The sequence below is a fragment of the Hymenobacter ruber genome, assembly GCF_054783255.1.
Genome location: NZ_BAAGQX010000004.1, coordinates 1661559 through 1687693, shown reverse-complemented (window position 1 = coordinate 1687693; position 26135 = coordinate 1661559). Strand labels below are relative to the sequence as shown.

At 59.7% G+C, this 26135-nt stretch carries 16 protein-coding genes, 1 tRNA gene and 1 pseudogene; 4 read left to right on the top strand and 14 right to left on the bottom strand.

All coding sequences use genetic code 11. From position 1 onward, the window contains the following. Window positions 1-64 precede the first annotated feature (64 nt). The 4 genes from pnp to ACYVM5_RS17725 form a co-directional block, all read right to left on the bottom strand. Complete coding sequence (pnp, locus tag ACYVM5_RS17740; protein ID WP_460619429.1) at window positions 65-2236, bottom strand: polyribonucleotide nucleotidyltransferase; 2172 nt, start codon at window positions 2234-2236, stop codon at window positions 65-67. Between the two features lie 199 nt (window positions 2237-2435). Beyond that, a complete protein-coding gene (rpsO, locus tag ACYVM5_RS17735; protein ID WP_208172960.1) occupies window positions 2436-2711 on the bottom strand; it encodes a 30S ribosomal protein S15 in 276 nt (91 codons plus the stop codon). A 157-nt stretch (window positions 2712-2868) separates the two neighbouring features. Then, window positions 2869-4323, bottom strand: a complete 1455-nt coding sequence (locus ACYVM5_RS17730) for an LptF/LptG family permease (protein ID WP_460619428.1) — start codon at window positions 4321-4323, stop codon at window positions 2869-2871. A 98-nt stretch (window positions 4324-4421) separates the two neighbouring features. Beyond that, window positions 4422-4835 (bottom strand): START-like domain-containing protein, encoded by a 414-nt coding sequence (locus tag ACYVM5_RS17725; protein ID WP_460619426.1) that lies wholly within the window; start codon window positions 4833-4835, stop codon window positions 4422-4424. A gap of 132 nt (window positions 4836-4967) precedes the next feature. Between ACYVM5_RS17725 and ACYVM5_RS17720 the strand changes: the two genes are divergently transcribed. Next, window positions 4968-5041, top strand: a tRNA-Met gene (locus ACYVM5_RS17720). 186 nt (window positions 5042-5227) lie between these two features. Here the strand turns inward: ACYVM5_RS17720 and rplT are convergent. The 8 genes and pseudogenes from rplT to ACYVM5_RS17680 all read right to left on the bottom strand — a co-directional run bounded on the left by rplT (window position 5228) and on the right by ACYVM5_RS17680 (window position 16648). Then, the gene (rplT, locus tag ACYVM5_RS17715) at window positions 5228-5572 is read right to left on the bottom strand and encodes a 50S ribosomal protein L20 (protein ID WP_168672944.1); all 345 of its coding nucleotides are present in this window, start codon (window positions 5570-5572) and stop codon (window positions 5228-5230) included. A gap of 139 nt (window positions 5573-5711) precedes the next feature. Then, a complete protein-coding gene (gene rpmI, locus ACYVM5_RS17710; RefSeq protein ID WP_046242504.1) occupies window positions 5712-5906 on the bottom strand; it encodes a 50S ribosomal protein L35 in 195 nt (64 codons plus the stop codon). A 210-nt stretch (window positions 5907-6116) separates the two neighbouring features. After that, a pseudogene (infC, locus tag ACYVM5_RS17705) lies at window positions 6117-6674 on the bottom strand (translation initiation factor IF-3); the annotation flags it as partial. 256 nt (window positions 6675-6930) lie between these two features. After that, the gene (gene thrS, locus ACYVM5_RS17700; protein WP_460619425.1) at window positions 6931-8865 is read right to left on the bottom strand and encodes a threonine--tRNA ligase; all 1935 of its coding nucleotides are present in this window, start codon (window positions 8863-8865) and stop codon (window positions 6931-6933) included. A 131-nt stretch (window positions 8866-8996) separates the two neighbouring features. Beyond that, window positions 8997-10175 (bottom strand): tetratricopeptide repeat protein, encoded by a 1179-nt coding sequence (locus ACYVM5_RS17695; RefSeq protein WP_460619424.1) that lies wholly within the window; start codon window positions 10173-10175, stop codon window positions 8997-8999. Between the two features lie 19 nt (window positions 10176-10194). Continuing rightward, window positions 10195-11034: a tetratricopeptide repeat protein gene (locus ACYVM5_RS17690; protein ID WP_460619423.1), complete on the bottom strand. Its 840-nt coding sequence runs from the start codon at window positions 11032-11034 to the stop codon at window positions 10195-10197. Between the two features lie 264 nt (window positions 11035-11298). After that, on the bottom strand, window positions 11299-14019 hold the full coding sequence (locus ACYVM5_RS17685) for a DNA gyrase/topoisomerase IV subunit A (protein ID WP_460620197.1): 2721 nt from the start codon (window positions 14017-14019) through the stop codon (window positions 11299-11301). A 697-nt stretch (window positions 14020-14716) separates the two neighbouring features. Then, complete coding sequence (locus tag ACYVM5_RS17680; protein ID WP_460619422.1) at window positions 14717-16648, bottom strand: DNA topoisomerase IV subunit B; 1932 nt, start codon at window positions 16646-16648, stop codon at window positions 14717-14719. A 209-nt stretch (window positions 16649-16857) separates the two neighbouring features. On the opposite strand from ACYVM5_RS17680, the gene ACYVM5_RS17675 reads away from it, so the two are divergent. The 3 genes from ACYVM5_RS17675 (at window position 16858) to ACYVM5_RS17665 (ending at window position 21723) form a co-directional block, all read left to right on the top strand. Next, window positions 16858-18054 carry an AI-2E family transporter gene (locus ACYVM5_RS17675; protein ID WP_460619420.1) on the top strand — a complete coding sequence of 399 codons (1197 nt, stop codon included), beginning with the start codon at window positions 16858-16860 and terminating at the stop codon, window positions 18052-18054. A 160-nt stretch (window positions 18055-18214) separates the two neighbouring features. Next, window positions 18215-19696 (top strand): exonuclease domain-containing protein, encoded by a 1482-nt coding sequence (locus ACYVM5_RS17670; RefSeq protein ID WP_460619419.1) that lies wholly within the window; start codon window positions 18215-18217, stop codon window positions 19694-19696. Between the two features lie 68 nt (window positions 19697-19764). Beyond that, entirely contained in the window at window positions 19765-21723 is a 1959-nt protein-coding gene (locus ACYVM5_RS17665) for an autotransporter outer membrane beta-barrel domain-containing protein (RefSeq protein ID WP_460619418.1), read from the top strand. Between the two features lie 202 nt (window positions 21724-21925). On the opposite strand, the gene acs is transcribed toward ACYVM5_RS17665, so the two are convergent. Together acs and ACYVM5_RS17655 are read right to left on the bottom strand one after the other, a co-directional pair. Next, window positions 21926-23839, bottom strand: coding sequence for an acetate--CoA ligase (gene acs, locus ACYVM5_RS17660; protein WP_460619417.1), 1914 nt, complete (start codon window positions 23837-23839; stop codon window positions 21926-21928). 298 nt (window positions 23840-24137) lie between these two features. Then, complete coding sequence (locus ACYVM5_RS17655) at window positions 24138-26054, bottom strand: acyl-CoA synthetase family protein (protein WP_460619416.1); 1917 nt, start codon at window positions 26052-26054, stop codon at window positions 24138-24140. Window positions 26055-26135: the final 81 nt, after the last annotated feature.

The window sequence follows — 26135 nt, the reverse complement described above, 5'->3', positions numbered from 1 at the left end:
AGTCCCCTAAGTCAGAGGTAGCCAACAGGCTTCCCCTGACATTAGTTCGGGACCGTCCGCTTAACTACGCTTGGGCTTCGCCGTTGCTGGCAGCGGCCGTTTCCGGCTTGGGCAGCAACACCTTGCGCGACAAGCGGTACTTGCCGGTTTTCTTATCGATTTCCACCAGTTTCACGTCGATATCCTGGCCCACTTCCAACAAGCCTTCCAGCGTCTGAATCCGCTCGTGCGTCACTTCCGAGATGTGCAGCAGGCCGTCTTTGCCGGGCATAATCTCCACGAAAGCGCCGTAAGGCTGAATGCTGCGCACTTTGCCTTTGTACACCTCGCCCACTTCGGGCTGGGCCGCGATGGCGCGAATCCGGTCGATGGCACCCTGCATGTCCTCCTGGTTGGAGGCGTAGATGCTTACGTGGCCCTTCTCGTCCTTCTCCTCGATAATCACCGTGGCGTTGGTGTCCTTCTGGATTTGCTGAATCACCTTACCGCCCGGCCCGATTACCGCGCCGATGAATTCTTTGTCAATCAGCATCTTGTGCGAGCGCGGCGTGTGAGGCTTCAACTCGGCCGCCGGAGCGGCAATGGTCTTCGCCATTTCACCCAAAATATGCAGGCGGCCGGCGCGAGCCTGGTGCAACGCGGCGGTCAGAATCTCATTGCTCAGACCCTGGATTTTGATATCCATCTGGCAGGCGCAAATGCCTTTCTCGGTGCCGGTTACTTTGAAGTCCATGTCGCCGAGGTGGTCCTCGTCGCCAAGAATGTCGCTCAACACGGCGTATTCGCCAGTTTCCTTGTCCTGCACGAGGCCCATAGCGATGCCCGAAACGGCACCCGTGATTTTCACACCCGCGTCCATCAGCGCCAGCGAACCAGCGCAAACCGTGGCCATCGAGCTCGAGCCGTTTGACTCCAGAATGTCCGACACAATGCGGATGGTGTAGGGATTTTCCTCTTCGGGGGGCAGCACCTGCTTCAGCGAGCGCAGGGCCAGGTTGCCGTGGCCGATTTCGCGACGACCAGCGCCACGGTTCGGCTTCACCTCACCGGTCGAGAAACCGGGGAAGTTATAGTGCAGCATGAATTTCGAGTAACCCTTAGCCAGCGGCTGGTCGATGATTTGCTCATCGAGCTTGGTGCCGAGCGTGGCGGTGGTCAAGCTCTGGGTTTCGCCGCGGGTGAAGATGGCCGAGCCATGCGCACCGGGCAGGTAATTGATTTCCGACCAGATGGGGCGGATTTCGGTGAGCTGACGGCCGTCGAGACGAACCCGGTCTTTCACCATCATGTCGCGGATAGCCTTCTTCTCAGCCGAGCCGTAGTAGCGGCTGAACATCTTCATGTTCAGCTCGGCATCCACGGACAGCAGGTGCTCCAGCACGGCTTTTTTCACTGCCGAGAAGCCTTCCTTGCGGCCGGCTTTGCTGGTATTACCGCTGCGGGCCACGTCGTAAGCGCCCTGGTACACGGCGTCGAGAATGGTCTTTTTCAGCTCCTCGTTTTCCTCGTACTTGGGGTACTCGCGGGTCGGCGAGTCGGCGGTGCGGCCCACGGCCTCGGCCAACTCCTTCTGCAACTGGCACTGGGCCTTGATGGCTTCGTGGCCGAAGGCAATGGCCGCCACCATTTCCTCTTCGCTCACTTCCTGCATGGCACCTTCCACCATGGCCACGGAGTCGGCGGTAGCGCCCACCATCAGGTCCATGTCGGCGCGGGCCAGGTCGGAGGTTTTGGGGTTAATCTGGAACTGGCCGTCGATGCGCGCCACGCGCACTTCGGAAATCGGGCCAGCAAACGGAATGTCGGAAATCGACAGCGCGGCCGAGGCGGCCAGGGCGGCCAAAGCGTCGGGCTGTACTTCTTTATCGGCCGAGATGAGGGTAATCATCACCTGCACCTCGTAGTGGTAGTCCTTGGGGAACATCGGCCGCAGGATGCGGTCGACGAGGCGGCAAATCAGGATTTCGTAGTCGCTCAGGCGGCCTTCGCGGCGCTGAAATGAGCCGGGAATCTTACCGGCCGAGCCGAATTTCTCCTGATAATCAACCGACAGGGGCAGAAAATCAACGCCTTCGCGCTGGCTCGGGGCCGAAACCACCGTGGCGAGCAGCATGGTATCGCCGAGGCGAACCACGACGGCGCCGTCGGCGAATTTGGCCAGCTTGCCGGTTTCGATGGAGATAACGCGGCCGTCGGGCAGCGCCAGGGTTTTGGTAATGGCGTGGGGTTGGGACATCAGCGGGATTTGCTTGGAAAAGCGACAGCGGGCGAGCAGCCAAAAACGAACACCGCGCACGGCCCTCGTTACTCAGGTAAACACAACGGTACGCCGATGGTAAAACAGCTTTCCGGGCCGGCCTCGGGGCCAAACCAACCCGAACAAAAAAAGAGTAGGGAACCTTCGTTGGAAGGCTCCCTACTCTCAGATTCTGGACTTACTTACGGATGCCCAGCTCCTTGATGATGGCGCGGTAGCGGTTGATTTCGCGGTGCTGCAGGTAATCCAGCATGCTGCGGCGCTTACCTACGAGCTTGAGGAGGCCCAGGCGGGTGCTGTGGTCCTTCTTGTTCACCTTCAGGTGCTCGGTGAGGTGGGTGATGCGGTGGGTGAAGAGGGCGATTTGCGATTCAGCCGAACCGGTGTCGGTTTTCACTTTCTGCAGGCTGTTCTTTTCGAAAATGGCCTGTTTTGCTTCGGTATTTAAAATCATCGGTTGATAGGTGTTACCCCGTCTTAGATTTTAGAATGAAAAAAGAAATTTGACTACCCCACACATTGGGGTGCCGCAAAGGTACGAAATTTAAAAACAGGATAAAAGGGCGGGAGAGAGATTTATCCGAGCCCTTTTTCTCGTCCCAAGCCGGGCCCTACGCCACAACCTCTTCCTCCGGCTCCGTGATTTTGCGCAGGGCCGGGATGCCCAGGCGCTGCGGCAGGCGCCGCCAGAAGTCAAGTTCGAGCAGGCCCGAGTCGTTGTAGGCTTGGTAGAGGAAAAATAACCCGGCCGGCAGCAGCACCAGATTCGACATCCACATGCCCACTCCTACCGGCATCACAAACTCGCGTCCGTACTTCTCGCCCATGATGCTGAGCACGTAGTAGACGATGAAAAAGAGAATGGAAATCAGAATAGGCACACCCAGGCCGCCTTTCTTTATAATCGAACCCAGCGGCGCGCCAATCAGAAACATCAACAGCACCGCGACGGACTGCGAGTATTTCCGGTAAACCTCAATCCGGAAAAGGGCCGAGTTGCGGGCATAGTCGTTGAGCCGCTCAGAAGTGGAATTGGCGAAAGCCTGCGTGTTCCGGGCTCGGTTGGCGGCCTGCTGGAGAATGGGCACGGTAACCGGGGCCAGTTTGGTGGCTGGTACCTGAATACTTTCCGCCTTCTGGTTGGCCTTGCGTCCGGTGGTATCAAATCGCGCGAAGGTGTAGTATGCATTCATTTGCCGGGGAAGCTGCTGCTGCTCCACGTGCAGCTTTTTCTGCACCGAATCGGTGGCAGAATGCAACTGCGGGATGTTGAGCATCATCCGGTTTTCCTTGAACAGGTCCTCTTTGGTACGGCCCAGGCTGAATGAAGCCAGCGAAAAGGTTATGACGTTATGGTCGAACCCCTGACGCACAAAGCTGGCCCCGGCGCGGTCGCGCGAATCGGGCTGCTCGATGTAATTGTGCCCGTGGAAGAGTTCCAGGCTCAGATAACCGCCCCCATGCGTAGTAAACATGCGGCCGGAATCGGCCAGCATCACCGTGGCGTTGCCCGATTTCTGGGTGTGGTCATAAATCATGACGCCGTGCAGGCGGTCACCGTTTTCGCCGGTTTTCTTATCCACCTTAATGGTGTAGCCGGGAATGCCGCTGTAGAATACACCTTCGCGGATATCCAGCGCTAGTTTTTGTTGGCGCACATCCCACAGCAGGCTATAGGCTTTGAGGTTGGCCCGGGGCACAATGGTTTCGTTGAACCAGAATGCACCAATGGCCAAGCCTGCCGTGAGCAGCAGCACCGGCCGCAGAATGCGCGTGAGCGCAATGCCCGACGCTTTAATGGCCGTGAGCTCGTGGTGTTCGCCCAGGTTGCCGTACGTCATCAGTGAGGACAGCAGCACGGCCAGCGGCAACGAAACGGGCACGATGAGCACGCTGAAGTAGAACAGCAATTGCAACAGCACGCCCGTGCCCAAATCCTTGCCAATGATATCGTCCAGATATTTGAGCAAGGTGTGCGTGAGCAGAATAAATTGCACCACCGCGAAGGTGAGCAGAAACGGGCCGGCAAAGGCCTTTAGAATAAGCTTGTCGAGCTTTTTGAGCATGTTAGGCAGCGCTTGAGGGCGCAAAGGAACGCGCCAGCGCAGAAACGAAAGTTGAGGAGAAAAAGTACCTCGATACGGTTACGTAAGGATTTGGCCGCTTAGCCGCCCACCTGGTCACGCAGCTTGGCCACCAAGCTTTCCCACATTTCATGCTGCTCGGCGGCATCATTGGCCGAGGAGTAGTCCACCACGCGCAGGTACACTTCATCGGTCACCTGCGACGAATCGAGGGTAAACTCCAGGGAATTGGCATCAAGCACCGACTGGCGGTGTTCATCGAGGAACACGAAGCGCACGGCCTTGTTAAGGCGCTGGCCCGAAATTTCGGCGTAATGGTTCTCGTGGTCCCAGATAAAGTTTAAGCGCTGGCCCTCCACATAGCGCACATCGTCGCAAAACCACTGGGAAAGGCCCGAAGCGGTAGCCAGGTAGGGAAAAAGAATTTTGGGGGACGCATTAATGGGGAATTCCACCACAAAACGCGTTTTAGTTTGAGTATCAGGCAATGCCATAGGACTAAGACGAAGGAAGCCGAGCGCCGCTATCATAAAACAGGCGGAGCACAGAAGAAATACAGTATTATTTGGCCCAGCACCTTGCTTCGGGGCCTTTTGTAACGTTACCTTTGCACCCACAAAAAACCCGGCGGGGTAGCTCAGCTGGTTAGAGCACAGGATTCATAACCCTGAGGTCGGCGGTTCGAGCCCGCCTCCCGCTACGTCGAAAACCGTTTCAGTCTGGTACTGGAGCGGTTTTTTTGTTTCTGGTCTAGTTGAGTCAAATAAGTAGCTTGACTTCCATAAGGAACAGAAACAACCTAGCGGGCCAGACAGAATAGGCCCAAAACAAGAAAACGCTGAACCCAAGGGCCAGCGTTTTCTTGGTGGATTGCGCGCAGGGGCAGTTATTTTGCCTTCTCCACGATGCCTTTGAAGGCTTCGGGGTGGTTCAGGGCCAAATCAGCCAGCACTTTGCGGTTGAGCTCGATGCCAGCCTTTTTCAGGCCGCCCATCAGCTGCGAGTACGACAGGCCGTGCTCACGAGCGCCGGCGTTGATACGCTGAATCCAGAGGGCGCGGAATTCGCGCTTCTTTACTTTACGGTCGCGGTAAGCGTAGAGAAGGCCTTTTTCAACGGCATTCTTGGCTACGGTCCACACGTTTTTGCGACGGCCGTAGTAGCCTTTCGCCAAACGCATGATTTTCTTACGGCGGTGGCGCGAGGCCACGTGGTTGACACTTCTTGGCATAACCTTGAGAGTTTTTGGCAGCCGGCGACGGGTGAAGGTCTTTAAGGCCGGAAGCCTGGTGAAATTTTAATTAGTTGGATGACTTACGGCGTTAAGCAGAACGGGGCACGGGCCACGCACTCACTAGCAACCAGTAAAATCAGATGTTCAACATCTGGCGCACGCGGTTCATGTCGGCGCTGCTCACGAGGCCGGTGTGGGTCAGGCCGCGCTTCTGCTTGGTCGTCTTCTTCGTGAGGATGTGTGATTTGAAGGCGTGCTTCCGCTTCACCTTGCCCGTTCCGGTGAGCGCAAAGCGCTTCTTAGCACCGGATTTCGTCTTTACTTTCGGCATTGTAGTAAGTGTTGGAGGGTTGGTTGTTGATTGTTGATTGCTGACTGACCAGGGGTCGGGAAGCCATCTTCAACCGGGTAAAAGCTATTCGGCGGCGTCGGCAGGAGCCGGAGCCGGTTCGGAGGTCTTGTCAGTGGCTTCAGCCTTGGGCTCGGCCGGCTTGGGAGTTTTCGGCTTGGCATCGGCGGGAGCAGCGGGCTTGGCGGCGGGTTTCACTACGGCAGCCGCTTTCGGGGCCAGGTAGAGGAACATGCGCTTGCCTTCGAGCTTGGGCAGTTGCTCTACTTTGGCGAGGTCCTCAAGGGCCTGGGCAAACTTGAGCAGCAGGATTTCGCCCCGCTCTTTGAATACGATGCTACGACCAACGAAATGCACGTAGCTCTTGATTTTTGCGCCTTCACGCAGAAATTCCTGGGCATGCTTCACTTTGAAGGCGAAATCGTGCTCGTCGGTGTTGGGACCGAAGCGGATTTCCTTGAGCACGACCTTGGTCTGCTTGGCTTTCAGCTCGCGGGTTTTCTTCTTCTGCTCGTACTTGAATTTCGAGTAGTCGATGACGCGGCAGACAGGCGGATTGGCAGTGGGCGAAATCTCAACGAGGTCGAGGTTTTGCTCCTGTGCCATTTTCCGGGCCTGGTCGGTCGGATAAATACCCTGCTCGACATTGTCGCCAACAAGGCGTACCTCACGGGCCAGGATTTTTTGATTGATTTTGAACGGCTCTTCCACCTGCTGGCGGGGCACGTACCGACGATTCGGAGCTGCTATGGTTTGGTCCTCCTGCTAAAAAAGTGGCGGGGAATGAGATTCTGGGCGGTTTAGGCCGGGTAAAGCCTGGTTATCAGGGGGCAAATATCGGCATTTTAAATGGGAAAGCCAAGCCGCGTGCCGAAGGAATTTATAGATACTCATTAAATCATTGCTAAGCTGAACGTAATGAAGCACCTTACCACGCCCGAACTACTTGTTCCGGCGCAATAAAGTGCTTCATGGGGTTCAACCTGATAGACTTGTTATCAGCAGCTTACATCGCATCCACCATCTGGCTCTGCACACTTTTTACAAACGCTTCCAGCGGCATGGAGCCAAGGTCGCCCTCGCTGTGCTTGCGGACGGAGATGATGTTGTCCTGAGCTTCCTTCTCTCCTACTACCAGCAGATACGGAATCTTGCCCATTTCGGCATCGCGGATTTTGCGACCGATGCGCTCGTCGCGGCCGTCCACGGTACCGCGCAGGTCGTGCTGCTCCAATTGCGCTTTCACTTGGTAAGCGTAGTCGCTGTATTTGTCGGAGATGGGCAGCACGATGAACTGCTCGGGCGTGAGCCAGAGCGGGAAGTTGCCACCGCAGTGCTCGATGAGCACGGCCACGAAACGCTCCAACGAGCCGAACGGCGCGCGGTGAATCATCACCGGACGCTGCTTGGAGTTGTCGGCAGCGGTGTATTCCAACTCGAAGCGTTCGGGGAGGTTGTAGTCGACTTGAATGGTACCCAACTGCCAGCGGCGACCAATGGCATCGCGCACCATGAAGTCGAGCTTGGGACCGTAGAAGGCGGCTTCGCCGTATTCCGTCACGGTGTTGAGGCCCTTTTCAAGCGCGGCTTCCTGAATGGCGCTTTCGGCCTTTTCCCAGTTTTCGTCGGAGCCGATGTACTTGGTTTTGTTTTCGGGGTCGCGCAGCGAAATCTGGGCGGTGAAGTCGGGGAAATCGAGGGCCTTGAGCACGTAGAGCACGATGTCAATCACCTTCATGAACTCCTCCTTCACTTGGTCGGGACGGCAGAAAATGTGGGCGTCGTCCTGCGTGAAGCCGCGCACGCGCGTGAGGCCGTGCAGCTCGCCCGACTGCTCGTAGCGATACACGGTGCCGAATTCGGCAAGGCGCACGGGCAGGTCGCGGTAGCTGCGGGGCTCGGTCTTATAGATTTCGCAGTGGTGCGGGCAATTCATCGGCTTGAGGAAGAATTCCTCGCCGGGGTTGGGCGTTTTGATGGGCTGGAAGGAGTCGGCGCCGTACTTCTCGTAGTGGCCGCTGGTTACGTACAGTTCCTTAGCGCCGATGTGGGGCGTCACGACGGGCGAATAGCCGGCCTTCACCTGTGCTTTGCGCAGGAACTGCTCGAGGCGCTCGCGCAGGGCGGTGCCTTTGGGCAGCCACAGGGGCAGCCCCGCCCCTACTTTTTCCGAGAAAGCGAACAGCTTCAGCTCTTTGCCCAGCTTGCGGTGGTCGCGGCGCTTGGCTTCTTCGAGGCGCTCGAGGTACTCGGTGAGGTCCTTAGCTTTGGGGAAAGTGATGCCGTAGAGGCGCGTGAGCTGCTTGTTCTTCTCATCGCCACGCCAGTAGGCGCCGGCCACGTTCATCAGCTTGGCCGCCTTGATGGTGCCGGTGTCGGGGATATGCGGGCCGCGGCAGAGGTCGGTGAAGCCTCCCTGCGTGTAGAAGGTGATGTTGCCGTCTTCGAGGTTTTCGAGCAGTTCCAGCTTGTAGGGGTCCTGCTTCTCAGTGAAGTAGGCAATGGCATCGGCCTTGGAAACGTCTTTGCGCTCGTAGCGGCTTTTGTTTTTGGCCAGCTCCAGCATTTTCTTCTCGATTTCCGGGAAGTCTTCGCTGGAAATGCTGCGGCCTTCGCCGAGGTCTACATCGTAGTAGAAGCCGTTTTCGATGGCCGGGCCGATGGCCAGCTTCACGCCGGGGTACAGTGCTTCCAGCGCCTCGGCCATGAGGTGGGCCGAAGAGTGCCAGTAGGTGGATTTGCCGGCGGTGTCGTTCCAGGTGAGGATGCTGACCTGCGCGTTGTCAGGCAGGGGGCGGTGGAGGTCGCGCACGTCACCGTTCACGGTGACGGCGAGGGCATTGCGGGCAAGGCCTTCGGAAATGCTGGCGGCTACGTCGTAGCCGGTCGCGCCGTCGGGCAGCTGGCGCTGGGAGCCGTCGGGGAGGGTGATGTTGAGCATAATACTAGGTAAAAAGGCCCCGCTTGGGGCAGGCAGGGCGCAAGTTAGCACTTGCGCCGGGAGGGGCGGTATTTTTTTCGGGCAAACAGCGGAGGGATAATCCCGATGCCGGCCATGATTGGAATTTTGAGTTACTGTTTGACTTCTGCCGGACGCAACGGCGAAACCGGGGTCAAGGGTTCGATGCGGGGCCGGGCCACGGGCCGACGGTAATAGTAGCGCGGGGCAGTGCGCAGGCTGTCGGGCAACGAGGCCTGAACCAGGCCGTTCATCTTCCACACCTTAAACGTCCAGTGCGGATTACCGGGATTTTCGGCCACCAGAAAACGGTACTGGGCCAAAGCTTCGGGCAGGCGGTTCTGCGTTTCGAGGGCTTCGGCGAGCAGGGCGCGGGCTTCGGGCAGGCGCGGGTTGCGGCGCAAAGCGCGGGTTAGATGCTGGATAACGGCCACCGGCTGGCGGAGTTTGGCGGCGGCCAGGCCCAGGCGATAATCGGCCCGGTACACGCTGGTATCGAGCGCGAGGGCGCGGCGGTAGTACCAGAGGGCGCTGTCGGGACGGCCTTGTAGCTCCAGTTGACGACCGTAATCGTATCGCAACAGGCCGGAGGTGGTATCGAGTTTCATGCCCAACGCAGCGTAGCGCGCCGCTTCGGCAGGAATGCGCCAGGCATTCAGCAGGAAAGCCAGCTGGTGCAGGATTTCGGGCTCGCGAGGGTCGCGGGCCAGGGCATCCTGAAGGTATTGCACGGCGGTACTCGTATCGGCGGTGGCCGCGTAGGCGAGGCCTTTGTAGAAGAGCGCGGCAGGCTGGTTGGGGTCGAGGCGCAGGGTGCGGTCGAGGTTGTCGAGGGCGGCGGGATAGTTGCGGGCGGCGAGGTAGGTTTCGCCAACAAAAAGCGGTAGCTCCGGGCCTGTAAAACCTCGGTCGGCGGCCTGGCGGGCAGCGGTTAGCGCGGCGGGCAGTTGCCCCAGGGCGCGGTAGGCTTTGGCCTGGATGAAATACAGATTGCCGGCGGCATCGTCTATTTCCAAGGCGGCGGCCACGTCGGCAAGAGCAGCGCTGGGCTGGCCGGCGGCGAGGCGCAACGTGGCGCGACGGGCCAGCAGGGCGGTGTTGCGAGGCTCGCGGGCAATGGCCCCGTTGAGCTCATCGGCCTGCACGCGGGGGCCGCTTTGCACGGTGGCGAGGTTCACCAGCGTGTCGGGCTGCTCGGAGGGCGCGGACTGGCAGGCCGCCACGGCCAGGCAGCCCGTCAGCGGCAGCCAACGCAAGGAAAACCGTATCGAAACCGGGAAGCGCATGGTCATGTAAATGCAAAGCTAGCAGCTACTGCTTGCGGCTGAGGGTGTCGCGACGCGCCCGGATGGAATCGTCCGGGGCCAGAATAACGGGTTTTGGCTTTTTGCCCTCACGGACCCGGCGCTTCTGGCGGCGGGCATCGGCGCGGAGCAGCGGGGGCAACATTTTGCGGCACAGACGGCTCACCACCAAGTCTTCGCTGGTGATGGTGGGCAGACGCTCAGCTTCGCGCAGCACAGCAATGGCGCGGCGACGGCGGCCCTGATAAACATACATTCGGGCCAAATCGTAGCAAAACTGAAGGTTTTGGGGGGCTAGGTCACGGGCTTTTTCCAGGTCGGCCATGGCTTCTTTGCTGTCGCCACCGGGGGGCACGCCGCCCAGAATGATTTTGCTGTACAGGCGCTCAATCAGGTTATAATGTGCCACGCGGTACTGCCAGCGGCCACGCAGCTGCCAGGTTTCGGGCAGGTCCGGCCGGCGCTCGGTGGCTAAGTACACATGCGAGCGTAGGTCGCTGAATGCTTTGAGGCGGGCTCCGGCGCGGTATAAAGTAGCCTGGTTGAACAGCGCCAGCGCCACGGCGTAGTTGCTTTCGCCGCCTTCGGGCCGGAGCAGCAGAGCGCGGTCAGCGTACTGCCGACCGAGGTCGAAATAGGCCGATTTGCGGGTTTCGTCGGAGTAGCGGGTGCCAATTTTCACGCTCAGCACGGCAGCCTGCCACAGTGCCAGGTAGTGCGTTGGTATCTCTTTCAGAATTTCCTGATACACAGCCAGGGCTTCGGAATCCTTGAAGCTATTGGCAAGCGCGGCGGCCTGGAACAGCTTGACGCGGACGGCGGGTGGGTCGGCCGGCGGCGCGACCACGGGTACCGGGTGGGCGGCGGACTTGATGGGGCGGAGTCGGATTTGGCCAACCGCAGGTAGCGTCAGTGTACCGAGTAGCACAACGCTATTCAGCCCTACCCGCACCCATCGGACTGCCAAAACCGTGCATAACCACCACCGAAACAACACAAGCATAACCGCAAAGAAAGGGCGCAAAAGAATTCGGGAGCGGCGGAATCTCAAGGCGCAGCATCAAAAAATATACCGCCTTGGTGTATTCCGCCGCTCCGCGAGCAGCCTGTCCTAAAACAGCCCCAGCTGTGCCTTGGGCCGCTTCAGCAGCTCCTGGGCGCGGGCAACTTCTTCGGCCGTTACGTCGACGGGGCCAGCGGACTCAGGCGGCGCTTCGGCGTTGGTGGGGTTTTCGCCGGGCTTGGGCGCGGCGGCGCGCTTCTTCACTTCGCGGCGCTGCGGCTCGGGGCCTTCGTCGGTGAGCAGCGTGAGGGCGTGGATTTTGAAGTAGTTGAGCTTGTTACCCATCGCCTTCCAGCCTTTCACGTCGATGAACTCATGCAACGCAATTTTCTCGGTTTCCTTGTCGGCTTTCTTGTCCTTCTGGATTTTCACTTCCACCAGCGGCTCGGGGTTGGCCGTCACGGCCAGCATTTTCGAGCCTTTGGCTTCAGAAATGAAGGTAAAGCGCTTGCCCAGCGTGCTGGTTTCAATTTTGAAACGCTTGACGTAGTGAATTTTGGTTTCGCCGTCGAGGTACACCGTTGAGAGCACCGTGTCGGGTTCCAGCTTGCGCAACAGCACCATGTTGGGCACGTCGAAGTGAATGGCCGGGTCGGGCGCGGTCAGCTCGTAGCTGCCGTCCTTGTGCACCACCAGCAGGACGTTTTCGGTATCGAACGTGCCGAGGTAGCGGCCGTGGCCGGCCGTGTTGAGGCGGCCCACCACGCTGTCGAAAAACATCTCACGGCCGCCCAGGGTCGAGTCGCCCAGCGTTTTCTGGGTGATTTTCTTGATGGGTTGCTTGGTCACGATGTTGCCCATCGAGCCCTTGCCCTTAATGCCAAGCTCGGCAAAATCGAAATCGAACTGCTTCACCCGCGCCGGGGCTTTATCTGACAGCTGAATGCTGACAATTTCTGATTCTGAGTTGGGGTTGGCCGTGAGGTAGAGGGTTTTGGTACCCTTGGTGCCCTTGGTCAGGTCATAGGTTTTGTCGCGGGTGATGCCCGACACCAGGAAGCGCTTGGCGAAGCTGATGCCCGACGCGCCGTCGAGGTACACCATATTGTATACCAGCCGGTCATCGTTCTTATTGTAGACGCCGACGTGCAGGATATCCTTGCCTACGAAGGTCTTATCCCCAATTTTGGTCACCATAAAGGTGCCATCGCGCTTGATGGCGATGATGTCGTCCAAATCAGAGCAGTCGCACACAAATTCGTCCTTCTTGAGGCCGTAGCCCACGAAACCGTCCACGCGGTTGACGTAGAGCTTCTGGTTGGCGATGGCGACTTTCTGGGCCGTCACCACATCGAAGGTGCGGAGCTGGGTTTTGCGCTCGCGGCCCGCGCCATACTTCTTCAGCAGGCCTTCGAAGTAGGCAATAGCGTAGCGCGTGAGGTTGGCCAGGTGGTCGGCCACTTCGGCCAGCTCAGCTTCCAACCGCTGCAGGTACTCATCGGCTTTGAAGCCGTCGTATTTCGAAATGCGCTTGATGCGGATTTCGGTCAGGCGCGTGAGGTCCTCCTCCTCAATCGGGCGGCGCAGCACAATGCGGGTGTCGTCAGCCTTGGCCTTCTCCCCTTCTATGCGCACAAATTTCTTTAGGCCCTTATCAATCGTTTCGAGGATTTCGGCCCAGGTTTCGCACTCCTCAATCTTGCGGTAGATGCGGTTTTCGATGAAAATCTTCTCCAGCGAGGCATTGTGCCATTTCTCCCACAGCTCATCCTGGCGGATTTCCAGCTCGCGCTCCAGCAGGCGCACGGTGGCTTTGGTGCTTTGGCGCAGCACGTCCTCCACACCCACGAAGCGGGGCTTTTCGTCGATGATGACGCAGGTATTGGGCGAGATGCTGATTTCGCAGTCGGTGAAAGCATACAGCGCGTCCATGGTCAAATCGGGCGACACGCCGGCAGGCAGCTGCACCTGAATTTCCACCTCAGCGGCCGTGTTGTCGACCACCTTCTTAATCTTGATTTTGTTGGCTTCCGAGGCCTTCACGATGCTCTCCATCAGCGCCGTGGTGGTGGAGCCGTAGGGAATGTCGCGGATGACAAGCAGCGTTTTATCGACCTTCTCGATGGTGGCGCGCAGCCGGATTTTGGCCCCGCGCATGCCCGAGTTGTAGTTGCTCACGTCGCACAGGCCGCCGGTCGAAAAGTCCGGAAACAGCTGGATTTCCCGGCCCCGCAACACGTCGATGCTGGCCTTGCACAGCTCGCGGAAGTTGTGGGGCATAATCTTGGTGCTCAGGCCCACGGCTATGCCCTCCACGCCCTGCGCCAGCAGCAGCGGGAATTTCACGGGCAGCGTGGTGGGCTCGCGTTTGCGGCCGTCGTAGCTCAGCTGCCACTCGGTGGTGTCGGGGTTGAACACCACATCGAGCGCAAACTTGCTCAGGCGGGCTTCGATGTAACGCGGAGCGGCGGCGCCGTCGCCGGTGCGCACGTCGCCCCAGTTGCCCTGGGTTTCGATGAGCAGGTCTTTCTGGCCCAGGTTCACCATGGCGTCGCCGATACTGGCGTCGCCGTGCGGGTGGTACTGCATGGTCTGGCCGATGACGTTGGCCACCTTGTTGAAGCGACCGTCGTCCATCTCCTTCATGGCGTGCAGGATGCGGCGCTGCACGGGCTTGAGGCCGTCCTCAATGGCGGGCACGGCGCGCTCCAGAATCACGTAGCTGGCGTAGTCCAGAAACCAATTCTGGTACATGCCGCGCACCGTGGCCACGTCGTGAATGGTTTCGCCGGGGGCGAATTTGGGCTCCTCCTCGGTCTGCTCCTCCACGGGGATGGCTTCGGCCTGTGGCGGCGTCAGGGGCACGTTGCCGAACAAATCGGCAGCCAGCGGCGCGCTTTCATCGGCCACTTCTCCGGCCGGCTCGTCTAAGGATTCGGCGGGGTCCTGGGCGTCGGCATCCGCGGCGGGCGAAAAGGCGGACAAATCAAAATCCACGGAATCACCGGGCTGTAAGAAATCCTGGTCGGGAGCGTCGGAATTGGGAGTATCGAGAGAAGCCACAGGGGAAACGAATGAGGTCGGCGTACTGCCGTCAAAAATACCGGAATCAGCGCGGAGCGCAATAAATTACAATTCAGACCAGGGCCGGAAAGTTCCCAAGATTCTTAGCGAACCAAGGTCAGGCAACGGGCGCTAAGCCGAATGACAACACGCCCGCAAAGCCAAATTTCAGCTTTTTATCACCAGAAAGCAAACTAAATAAACTAGCCAAGCGCTGCCTTTTTCCGGATTCGCGGGGTGCCACTTTGAGTATCATCGACTCAAAAAGAAAAAAGCCCGAACCAAGGGCTCGGGCTTTTCCGTGGAATGTGTCGACTAGTCTACCCCTAGGCGACAGGGCAAACGTACACATAAAAATAATTATTCCCAAACCTCAACTGCTCATTCCGGGAAATATTACTGGGCCAGCAGTTGAGCTTAACGGCTATTTTTCCAGAAATGAGACGAATGCGCAGGTTTAGACTCAGGCTAAATCGGCTTCAACAACCTCGGTCACGGGCAAAATATCAGAAGTTATCAAGTCTTTTTCCAGGCGCAGGTTATCGATGATGAACTCCTGACGAGCGGGCGTATTCTTGCCCATGTAGTAGGTGAGCACCTGCTGGATGCTGCGGTCCGACTGCAAAATCACCGGCTCCAGCTTGATGTTTTCGCCAATAAACTTGCCGAATTCGTCCGGCGAAATCTCGCCCAAGCCCTTGAAGCGGGTGATTTCGGGGTTGCGGCCCAGCTTGCGGATGGCGTTCTGCTTCTCCTGCTCGTTGTAGCAGTAGATGGTTTCTTTCTTGTTGCGGACGCGGAACAGCGGCGTTTCGAGGATGAAAACGTGGCCGTTGCGCACAAGGTCGGGGAAGAACTGGAGGAAGAACGTGAGCAGCAGCAGGCGAATGTGCATGCCGTCGACGTCGGCATCGGTGGCCACTACTACGCGGTTGTAGCGCAGGTGCTCGATGCCTTCTTCGATGTTGAGAGCGTGCTGCAGCAGGTTCAGTTCCTCGTTCTCGTACACGATTTTCTTTTTCAAACCGAAGCAGTTCAGCGGTTTGCCACGCAGGCTGAACACGGCCTCCAGCTCCACGTTACGGCTCTTAGTGATGCTGCCCGACGCGGAATCGCCCTCGGTGATGAAGAGCGTGGTGAGGAGTTCTTTTTCGGCTCCGTCCTTGGCGTTTTCGCCGAGGTGGAAACGGCAGTCGCGCAGCTTGCGGTTGTGCAGGTTGGCTTTTTTGGCGCGCTGGTTGGCGAGTTTTTTCACGCCGGCCATGTCCTTGCGCTCCCGCTCGCTCTGCTCGATGCGCTTGCGCAAAGCCTCGGCCACCAGCGCATTTTTGTGCAGGTAGTTATCGAGGTGCTCCTTGACGAAATCGAGGATGAAGCCGCGCACCGTAGGGCCGTCCTCGCCCATGTTCACCGAGCCCAGTTTTGTCTTGGTCTGCGATTCAAACACCGGCTCCTGCACACGCACCGAAATGGCGGCAATGATGCTGGCCCGGATATCGGAAGCATCGTAGTCCTTCTTGTAAAACTCGCGCACGGCCTTCACTACGGCTTCGCGGAAGGCCGCTAAGTGCGTGCCGCCCTGGGTGGTGTACTGGCCGTTCACGAAGGAATAATACTCCTCGCCGTAGTCGTTGCCGTGGGTCATGGCCATCTCGATGTCCGGCCCTTTCAGGTGGATGATGGGGTAGCGCAGGTGCTCCACGTCGGCCTTGCGGGCGAGCAGGTCGAGCAGGCCGTTTTCGGAGTAATACTTCTGGCCGTTGAAGTTGATGGTGAGGCCGGCGTTCAGGTAAACGTAGTTCCAGATTTGATTTTCGAGGTACTCCGGGATGAAGCGGTAGTTCTTGAAAATCGTGTCGTCGGGCTGGAAGACGACCAGCGTGCCGTTGCGCTGGCTGGTTTTGGCGGGCTTGGGGTCGGCGGTGAGCTTGCCCTGGGCAAACTCGGCGGCTTTGAGGATACCTTCGCGCACGCTCTGCACCAGAAAGTAGCCGCTGAGGGCGTTCACGGCCTTGGTGCCCACGCCGTTGAGGCCCACCGACTTCTGAAACACCTTGCTATCGTACTTGCCGCCGGTGTTGATTTTGCTCACCACATCGACCACTTTGCCCAGCGGAATGCCGCGGCCGTAGTCGCGCACCTGCACTTTCGAGTCCGAAATCTTGATATCGATGGTGCGGCCGTGGCCCATCACGTGCTCGTCGATGCAGTTGTCGACGACTTCCTTCACCAGCACATAAATGCCGTCGTCGTACGCCGAGCCATCGCCGAGCTTGCCGATGTACATGCCGGGCCGCAGGCGAATGTGCTCGCGCCAGTCCAGCGAGCGGATGCTGTCTTCGTTGTAGCCATGGTCGGCCGCGGCCGGGGCGAGCGGTAATTGTTCGTCGTTCATCTAAAAAATTCCGTAAGGAGGGCAGTTCAGGGGTAAAATAACGCAGAAAACAGCGGCACGGCAAGCCGGCCGCTGCCAGTGAGCTTAGCCAGTCCCGCCAAATTATTTAGTTTCCAACACTGCTGCTACCGTCCGGGTTCACGCATTCGGCGGCGGGCGACGGGCTTTTTTCTTCCTTCTCCCCTACTTGGCTTTCGCTTACCAACTTTATGTTTCCCCGCCCGAATACCATCAACCAGCCGCGCAACCTGCCCTCGCCCACGCAAAACCACGCGCCGGCCGAGGTGAAGCAGTCGCCCGTTATCCACTACACCTTTCTGCTGATTGGGCTGTCGCTGCTGGTGTTCGTGCTGCACAAGCTGGATGGTGTGCTGCTGCCCATTCTGTTTGCCGGGCTGCTGTCGGTGCTGCTGCTGCCGCTGGTGGTGCGGCTGGAGAAGTGGAAGTTTCCGCGCATCTGGGCCATCATCGTGACGCTGCTGCTGCTGGTGGCGGCGCTCGCGGGCTTGTGCTACCTGTTTGGCACGCAGCTGATGACGCTGCGCGATGAGCTGCCCAAGCTCCAGGAAAAAGCCCTGGTGTACTTCGACCAAATGCAGCAATGGGCCAGCGAAAAATTCGGCTATCAGCCCATGAGCAAGGAAGAATTGATTGACTCCTCAATGAAATCGGTGAAGAAATCGGCGGGCGGCTACCTGGGCTCCACCCTTAGCATGACGGCCGCCGTGCTGAGCGTGACCACGCTGATTCCGATTTACATCTTCTGCTTTTTGTATTACCGCGACCACATGCGGCAGTTCATGTTCCGCTTCGTGGCCCCGGACAAGCGCACCACCGTGCTGCATACGATGGACAGCATTCAGACCGTGGTGCAGGCTTATATCCAGGGTTTGCTGACGGTGATTGTGGTGGTATCGGTGCTGAATGCCATCGGGCTGCTGCTGCTGGGAGTGAAATTCGCCGTATTCTTTGCCGTATTCGCCTCCGTGCTGGCCGTCATTCCCTACATCGGCATCATGGTGGGCTCGGCCATTCCGGCGCTGGTGACGCTGGTCGAAACCGGCTCCATCGGCAAGGCGGCGGCGGTGGTAGGCGTGTTTATGTTCGTGCAGTTTCTGGAAGGCAACTTCATCACGCCCATGATTACGGGCTCGAAAGTGAGCATCAACCCCATGGCCGCCATTGTGGCGCTGATTTTGGGCGGAGAGTTGTGGGGCACGCCGGGCATGATTCTAAGCATTCCGCTGATTGCAGTGCTGAAAGTGGTGTTCGATGCCAGCAAAACCACTGAGCCCTGGGGCTTCCTGCTCGGCGATGTAACCGATGGCGAAGATACCCAAAACGATAAATCGGACGACAAGCCGGGCTTTTTTGCGACAGCCTGGCGCATGATAAAACGGATGTAATTAGTGGTTAACGGTTAGTGGTTAACGGTTAACAATTAGTAGTTAATCAGTGCTTTTGTGCATCACTAACCATTAACCACTAACCGTTAACCACTAAAACGCAACCTTCTACCGGGCTAAGTTTGTTAGCTTTCTTTTCGACCATCTTCCGTGCCGCGCTTTGTACGCCATCATCGACCTTGAAACCACCGGCGGGCAGCCCACTCAGGACCGCATCACCGAAATAGCCATTTACATCCACGACGGGGAGAAGATTGTGGACGAGTACGCCACGCTGCTCAACCCCGGCCGGGGCATTCCGCCGTTCATCACCCAGCTCACGGGCATCACCAACGACATGGTGAGCGACGCGCCCAAGTTCCACGAGGTGGCCCGCAAGGTGGTGGAAATGACCGAAGGCTGCGTGTTCGTGGCTCACAACGTGCGCTTCGACTATTCATTTCTGAAGAAGGAATTTGCCGACCTTGGCTATAATTACTCGCGCAAAACGCTGTGCACCGTGCGGCTGTCGCGCAGCCTCATTCCGGGCCAACCAAGCTACAGTTTGGGCAAGCTCTGCCAGAACATTGGCATTCCGCTCGAAGGCCGGCACCGCGCTGCCGGCGATGCCCACGCCACCGCCCTGCTCTTCGGCAAGCTCCTCAAAATCACTGCCGAAAGCGAGGAACTGCCCCACGGCCAGGACACCAGCCACACCCTGGCCCGCGTGGATGCCCTGGCCCCCAGCGGCCAGACGGCCAGCTCCAAAAAGCCCTCGCCCAAGCGCGTAGCTGCCGTGCAAACAGCCATCCGCGAGGCGCTGATGCCGCCGCTGCTGCCGGCCTCGGTGGTAGCCAATTTGCCTCAGGCCACGGGTGTGTACTACTTCCACAACGAGGCCGGGGAGGTGATTTACGTGGGCAAATCCATCAACATCTACAAGCGCATTCAGCAGCATTTTGCCATTGACGTAAAGTCGCGCAAGAGTCTGGAATTCAAGAATTCCATTGCCGATATTACGTGGGAGTTGACGGGCTCGGAGTTGGTGGCGCTGCTGTACGAGTCGCACCTCATCAAGCAAATGAAACCCGCTTACAACCGGGCGCAGCGGCGCTCGGTGTTTCCCGCGGGCATATATTTGCGCATTGATGAGCAGGGCTACAAGCGCCTGGCCTACGGCCGCGCCGACGCCCGCAATGCCGAAATTCCCATCATTGCGCTCGGCAACCAGTACAAGGCGCAGGGCTTCCTCTACCACAAAGTGGCCAAGTACAACCTCTGCCAGAAGCTGTGTGGGCTGTACAAAACGCCGGGCGCGTGCTTCGACTACCAGGTGCACCGCTGCCTGGGAGCCTGCGTGGGCCAGGAGCCACCGGAGAGCTACAACCTGCGAGTGGACGAGGCCATCGACAGCATAAGCTATGAGCACGAGTCATTCGTGGTCATCGGGCCGGGTCGCACGGAACTGGAAAAGAGCATTGTACTGGTGGAGAATGGCCGTTACCGGGGTTTCGGCTACGTGGATGAGACGTTTTCGGCACGCAAGCTGGCCGATTTCCGGGACGCCATCAAGCCTTATACTGACAACAAAGACATTCAGCAGATTATCCGTAATCATTTGCGCACCAAGCGCAAGGGCGAGCGGGTGAAGGTGTTTGGGTGAGTTGGGGGGGGCGTGGTGGGGATTTTTTACATTTACGCAAGTAAATCATCCCTTTTCCCCACCTCGTTATGAAACACTTCTTCTCAAATTTGCTGGCGGCTGGTTTGTTGCTGGCGGCGTCGCCCGCTGCGCAGGCGCAGTTGAGCGGCATTAAAACCATCAACCCGAACGGCACGGGAGCTAATAACTATCCCACCTTCACGGCGGCCGTTACGGCTTTGAACACAAGCGGGGTGGCAACCGGAGGCGTCACTTTCAACGTGGCGCAGGGTATTGTGTTCGATGAGGTGATTCCGGCCCTTACCGCCAGCGGCACGGCTGCCGGACCCATCATTTTTCAAAAGGGTGGCAGCGCCGGGCTTAATCCTAAAATCCAGGGTACAGGCACGGGCACAACCGATGCGGCGCTGACGCTGGAAGGGGCCGACTATGTGCAGTTCATCGGCATTGATGTGGAAGACAAGGCCGCCAACACCACGGCCGCGCAACAGCTTGAATACGGCTACCTGCTGCAAAATGGCGCGACGCACAACACCTTCAGCGCCGCTACCGTGACCCTGAACCGGGCCAATACCACCCGCACCGCCGGCGTGGCAATGCTCAACGGCGGCAATGACCAGAACCACTTTTACGGCCTCACGGTGCAGAACTGCGCCTACGGCTATGATTTGGAAGGCACCACCGCGCTCTACGATGACGGCACCGAAATAGGCCCCGCGCCCGGCACCACGGCGCCCGTCAGCCAGCTGCTTAGCATTGGCGTGCCACCGGCGGGCACGCCGGGCGGCATTGCCTTTGCCACCTACGGCATCTACCTGAAATCGCAAACCAACGCCCGCGTCTTCAGCACCGATGTGAATGGCGTAACGGGCACCAGCGGCACCTACGGCATCTACTCCACCGGCACCACCAACAGCGTGGACGTCACCGATTGCCGCGTGCACGGCCTGAGCGGCAGCGGCAGCACCGGCATCGTGATGGGCCTGTACGTGGCTAGTGGGGCTACTCACCGCTTCCTGCGCAACCGCAGCTACGACATTGAGGCGCTGGGTACCAGTGGCTTCGCGGCGGGCTTCGACATCACGGGCGGCACCACGAATTACCTGGCCAACAACATGGTGTACGACGTGCGGGCAGTGGCCAGCGGCGCGGGTACATCGGTGCGAGCTTTTAGTTTTCGGGGCGGTAATAACTACGCTTACCACAACACGGTGGTGCTGACCTACGCGGCCACCAACCCGGCCAACAAGAGCGGGGCGCTCTACATGTCGGGCGGGCCAACGGTGGATTTGCGCAACAACATTTTCGTGAACCTGGTGAGCGGGCTGGCCAGTGGCGGCGGGGGCATCGGGGCGGCGTTTTTTAAGAACAACACCATTACGACCAGCGTCAGCGCCGGCTCTAACAACAACATTTACTACGCCGGCCCGCCCTCGACGGAGAAGCTGATTTTCTATGGCGCGGCGGTGGGCACCACCCCGGCGGCCCTCGACCAGACGCTGGCCCAGTACCAGGCCCGCTTCGCTGCGGTGGAGCAGGCTTCGCTCACGGAGCTGCCGCCTTTCGTGAATGCCACCACCAACCCGCATCTGTTGACCGGGCAGCCTACCCGCGCCGAGGGCGGCGGCCTGCCCCTGGCCACCACGCCCCTGCCCGTGCCCACCGACCTGGACGGCGACGCCCGCAACGCCACCCGCCCCGATATCGGGGCCGATGAAGGCAGCTTTACGCCGCTGGCGGCCCGCACCGCCGTGCTGATGGACATCACGGCCGGAGTAGCCCCCAACCCGGCCGGGCGCGGCACGACCCCGGTGCTCTACCTGACCGGCCCCGCCAAAATGCTTTCGCTGACGGTGACGGATGCGCTGGGCCGCGCTGTGCTGCCAGCTCAAACAGTACGCCACGCGGCGGGCACCGAAATGCTGCTAGTGGGCCGGGCGGCTGGCCTGGCACCGGGCATCTACGTGCTGCGTCTGAGTGACCAAGCCACCGGGGCTGCGCTCAGCCGCCGGCTGGTGGTGGAGTAATAGCGGAATAGCGACGCAATATTTTGCGTCTCGTTGTTGAACGACCGGTACCGCGCAAAACCGCGCAGACCTAACAACATCAGCAACGACGAGACGCAAAATATTGCGTCTCTACTCCGTTCTGATGAGTGCTTCATCAACGCCAACAAAAAGGGCGGCCCCGGATATTCCGGGGCCGCCCTTTTTTGGCAGTGAGTACCGGCTACTTCTTACCGGCCAGAATCTCGTCTACCACCAGCGGGTCGAGGAGGGTGGTGACGTCGCCGAGGTTGGTGGTTTCGCCTTCGGCGACTTTGCGCAGGATGCGGCGCATGATTTTGCCGGAACGGGTTTTGGGCAGGCCTGAGACAATTTGAATCTTGTCGGGCTTGGCGATGCGGCCGATTTCGGCCACTACGGCTTCGATGATGCTGGCTTCGGTCATTTGCAGGTCGAGGTCGGTGGTGGGGACGCCGTTTTTGCAGATGACGTAGGCATAGATGCCCTGGCCTTTCACGTCGTGCGGGTAGCCGACGACGGCGCTTTCGACCACGTAGTCGCTCTGGTTGATGGCATTTTCGATTTCGGCGGTGCCGAAGCGGTGGCCCGACACGTTGATAACGTCATCGACGCGGCCGATGATGCGGTAGAGGCCGTTTTCGTCGCGCCGGGCGCCGTCGCCGGTGAAGTAGTAGCCGGGATACGGGGTGAAATAGGTTTGGCGGGCGCGCTCGTGGTCGCCCCAAGTGGTGCGGATGACGCCGGGCCAGCTGGCTTTGATGGCGAGGTAGCCTTCCTGGTCGTTGCCTTCGATTTCGGTGCCGTCCTGGTTCAGGAGTACGGGCTGCACGCCGGGCAGCGGCAGGCCAGCACGGGCGGGCACGCTGGGCGTGATGCCGGCCATGGCCGAAATCATGATGCCGCCGGTTTCGGTTTGCCACCAGGTGTCCACGATGGGGCAGCGGCCCTTGCCCACGTGCTGGTGGTACCAGTGCCAGGCCTCTTCGTTGATGGGCTCGCCTACCGAACCCAGGATGCGCAGGCTGCTGAGCGAGTAGGCCAGTACGTGGTCAATCGGCGCGGCCATAAGGCTGCGGATGGCGGTGGGCGCGGTGTAAAAAATGGTGACGTGGTGCTTGTCAATCACCTCCCAGAACCGGCCCGGCGAGGGGTACGTGGGTACGCCCTCAAACAACAGTGTGGTGCTGCCGGCCAGCAGCGGGCCGTAGAGGCCGTAGGTATGGCCCGTGACCCAGCCGATATCGGCGGTGCACCAGTACACGTCGTTTTCTTCCACCTGAAACACGTTGCGGAAGGTGTAATCGGCCCAGACCATGTAGCCGGCCTGGGTGTGGACCACGCCCTTGGGCTTGCCGGTGCTGCCGCTGGTGTAGAGGATGAAGAGCGGGTCTTCGGCGGCCATTTCCTCGGCGGGGCAGTCTTTTTCCACGTCTTTTACCTCGTCGTGGTACCACACGTCGCGGCCGGCTTTCCACTGCACGGGCCAGCCGGTGTGCTCCACCACAATGACGCGCTTCACGCTGGGGCACAATTCCAGGGCTTCATCGACTACGCTTTTCACGGGGATTTGCTTGGCGCCCCGGTTGAGGCCGTCGGCGGTGAGGACGAAGGCGGCGTCGGCATCGTTGATGCGGTCGGCAATGGCGGTGGCCGAGAAACCGGCGAAGATGACGCCGTGCACCGCCCCGATACGGGCACAGGCCAGCACGGCAATGGCCAGGCTCGGAATCATGGGCATGTAGAGGACCACGCGGTCGCCTTTGGTCACGCCGTTTTTCTTGAGCACGTTGGCGAACTGGCACACTTGCTCGTGTAGCTCGCGGTAGGTGAGGCGGAGGTGGCGGGTTTTGGGGTCGTTGGGCTCGAAGATGATGGCGAGCTTGTTGGCGCGCTGCTCCAAGTGGCGGTCGAGGCAGTTTTCGGTGAGGTTGAGGGTCGCGCCGTCAAACCAGCGGCTGTCGCCGGCCGGCGAAAACTCGCCGCTGCGCACGGTATCCCACTTTTTGCGCCAGGTGAAGGGCTCGGCGGCGGCGGCCCAGAAGGCATCGGGGTCCTGCACGGACTGCTGGTAATCGGCGTGGTATTCTTCGAGGGTACGGGTGCGGATGGCGGACATTTTGGTGAATTATGAATTAGAAATTATGAATTATGAGTTGGGGGGCGGGGGCTAAGGAGGGAGCATGATTAAATCCTAATCGGTTCGTATTTATTCATACTTTGTTCGTATTTATTTATACTCGCCATGAATTTATTTATACTTTGGGTCAGTTTACGACACCTCGGTTCGTATTTATTTATACTCGCAATGAATTTATTTATACTCGGGGGAGATTAATCGGTGCCCGGGGGTGATTAATGGCTGTGAACGGTCGATGTAGGGGCGGGGTCGTACCCGGTAGGGCTTGCCCCCGCCCCTACATCGTTTCAAAAGCCAAGCCGAGGGCGCGGCGTTGCAGGCCGGTGCGTATTTCATCGAGAATGAGGGGGTCGTCGATGGTGGCGGGCATTGGGAAATCTTCGCCGTCGGCGAGCTGGCGGAGGGTTTTGCGGAGGATTTTGCCGGAGCGGGTTTTGGGCAGGCGCTTCACCACCAAAACCGCCCGGAAGCAGGCCAGGGCACCGATTTGAGCGCGCACGGCGGCTATCAATTCCTTTTCGATTTGCTCCTCTCCTATCGTTTGGCCGTCTTTGAGCACTACTAAGCCTATGGGTACCTGGCCGCGCAACTGGTCGGCGATGCCGAGGACGGCGCATTCGGCCACGGCGGGGTGGGCGGCGAGGATTTCCTCGATTTCGCCGGTGCTGAGGCGGTGGCCGGCCACGTTGATGACGTCATCGACGCGGCCCATGATGTAGGTGTAGCCTTCGGCGTCGCGGTAGCCGCCGTCGCCGCTGAGGTAGTAGCCGGGGAAGGTGCTGAGGTAGGCTTCGTGGAAGCGGGCGTCGTCGTTCCAGAGGGTGGGGAAGCAGCCGGGGGGCAGCGGGAGTTTCACGGCCACGAGGCCGGTGGTGCCGGGCGGCACGGGGTGGCCGGCTTCGTCCAGAATCTGAATGTCGTAGCCCGGCACGGGGTGGCCGGCGCTGCCGGGGCGGGGGGCGGGCATGCCTTCGAGGCCCGTCAGGGTGGCCAGCATGGGCCAGCCTGACTCGGTTTGCCACCAGTGGTCAATGACGGGCACGCCCAGCAGGTGGCCGGCCCAGGCGTAGGTGGCGGGGTCGCAGCGCTCGCCGGCCAGGAAGAGGTGGCGCAGGCTGCTGAGGTCGTATTTCTTCGCCAATAAGCCTTCGGGGTCTTCCTTTTTGATGGCCCGGATGGCGGTGGGCGCGGTGAACATGACGCTGACTTTATACTGCTCGATGATGCGCCAGAAGGTGCCGGCATCGGGGGTGCGGACGGGCTTGCCCTCAAATAAAATGGTGGTGCAGCCTCTTAGTAAAGGGCCGTAGACGATGTAGGAGCTGCCCACGGCCCAGCCGATATCGGAGCCGGTGAAGATGACGTCGCCGGGCGCGAGGTCGTAGATGGTGCGCATGCTGAAGAACAGGGCCACGGCGTGGCCGCCGTGGTCGCGCACCACACCCTTGGGGCGGCCGGTGGTGCCGCTGGTGTAGAGGATGTAGAGCGGGTGCGTGGCCGGGACCGGCACGGCGGGCACGGGGGCGGCTTTTAATAATTCCTGGTAGTCGATGTCGCGGCCGGGCTGCATGTCGGCGGTCACAAAATCGCGCTGGCAGACCACGACGTGGGCCGGCTGGAAGGTGGCTTTGGCGAGGGCTTCTTCCACCAGCGGCTTGTAGGGAATGATGCGGTCGAACTCCATGCCGCCCGAGGCGCAGATGAGGACGCGGGGCCGGGCATCGTCAATTCTGACCGCCAGCTCGTGCGGCGCGAAGCCGCCGAATACCACCGAATGCACGGCCCCAAGGCGGGCACAGGCCAGCATGGCCACCACGGCCTCGGGCATGTTGGGCATGTAGATGATGACGCGGTCGCCCATTTCGACGCCGAGGGCGCGCAGACCGCCGGCCAGACGCGCGGTCATATCCAGCAGTTCGGCGTAGGTGTAGGTGCGCTGGGTTTGGGTCACGGGCGAGTCGTAGATGAGGGCGGGCTGGTGGGCGCGGCCCTGGGCCACCTGCCAGTCGAGGCATAGGTAGGCGGTGTTCAACTCCCCGCCCTTGAACCAGCGGTAGAAGCCGTTTTCATCCTGACTGAGGGGCTCGGTGGGCTTTTTATCCCAATGCAGGTGGGCGGCCTGGGTGGCCCAGAACCCGGCCGGGTGGGCCAGGCTGGCGGCGTGAGTGGCGGCGTAGGAGCAGGCGGGTTTCATAGCGGGTGGGAAGTAGCGCGGACTTTTAGTCCGCGGGTGGGAATTTTAGAGGGGTTCCGGCGCGGACTAAAAGTCCGCGCT

Bases quoted from the DNA above. Each gene is read 5' to 3' on its own strand.
- ACYVM5_RS17675 (WP_460619420.1), top strand. From the start codon at position 16,858: ATGTTTCCCCGCCCGAATACCATCAACCAGCCGCGCAACCTGCCCTCG.
- ACYVM5_RS17730 (WP_460619428.1), bottom strand. From the start codon at position 4,323: ATGCTCAAAAAGCTCGACAAGCTTATTCTAAAGGCCTTTGCCGGCCCG.
- thrS (WP_460619425.1), bottom strand. From the start codon at position 8,865: ATGCTCAACATCACCCTCCCCGACGGCTCCCAGCGCCAGCTGCCCGAC.
- rplT (WP_168672944.1), bottom strand. From the start codon at position 5,572: ATGCCAAGAAGTGTCAACCACGTGGCCTCGCGCCACCGCCGTAAGAAA.
- ACYVM5_RS17680 (WP_460619422.1), bottom strand. From the start codon at position 16,648: ATGAACGACGAACAATTACCGCTCGCCCCGGCCGCGGCCGACCATGGC.
- ACYVM5_RS17725 (WP_460619426.1), bottom strand. From the start codon at position 4,835: ATGGCATTGCCTGATACTCAAACTAAAACGCGTTTTGTGGTGGAATTC.
- pnp (WP_460619429.1), bottom strand. From the start codon at position 2,236: ATGTCCCAACCCCACGCCATTACCAAAACCCTGGCGCTGCCCGACGGC.
- rpsO (WP_208172960.1), bottom strand. From the start codon at position 2,711: ATGATTTTAAATACCGAAGCAAAACAGGCCATTTTCGAAAAGAACAGC.
- acs (WP_460619417.1), bottom strand. From the start codon at position 23,839: ATGTCCGCCATCCGCACCCGTACCCTCGAAGAATACCACGCCGATTAC.
- rpmI (WP_046242504.1), bottom strand. From the start codon at position 5,906: ATGCCGAAAGTAAAGACGAAATCCGGTGCTAAGAAGCGCTTTGCGCTC.
- ACYVM5_RS17655 (WP_460619416.1), bottom strand. From the start codon at position 26,054: ATGAAACCCGCCTGCTCCTACGCCGCCACTCACGCCGCCAGCCTGGCC.
- ACYVM5_RS17695 (WP_460619424.1), bottom strand. From the start codon at position 10,175: ATGACCATGCGCTTCCCGGTTTCGATACGGTTTTCCTTGCGTTGGCTG.
- ACYVM5_RS17665 (WP_460619418.1), top strand. From the start codon at position 19,765: ATGAAACACTTCTTCTCAAATTTGCTGGCGGCTGGTTTGTTGCTGGCG.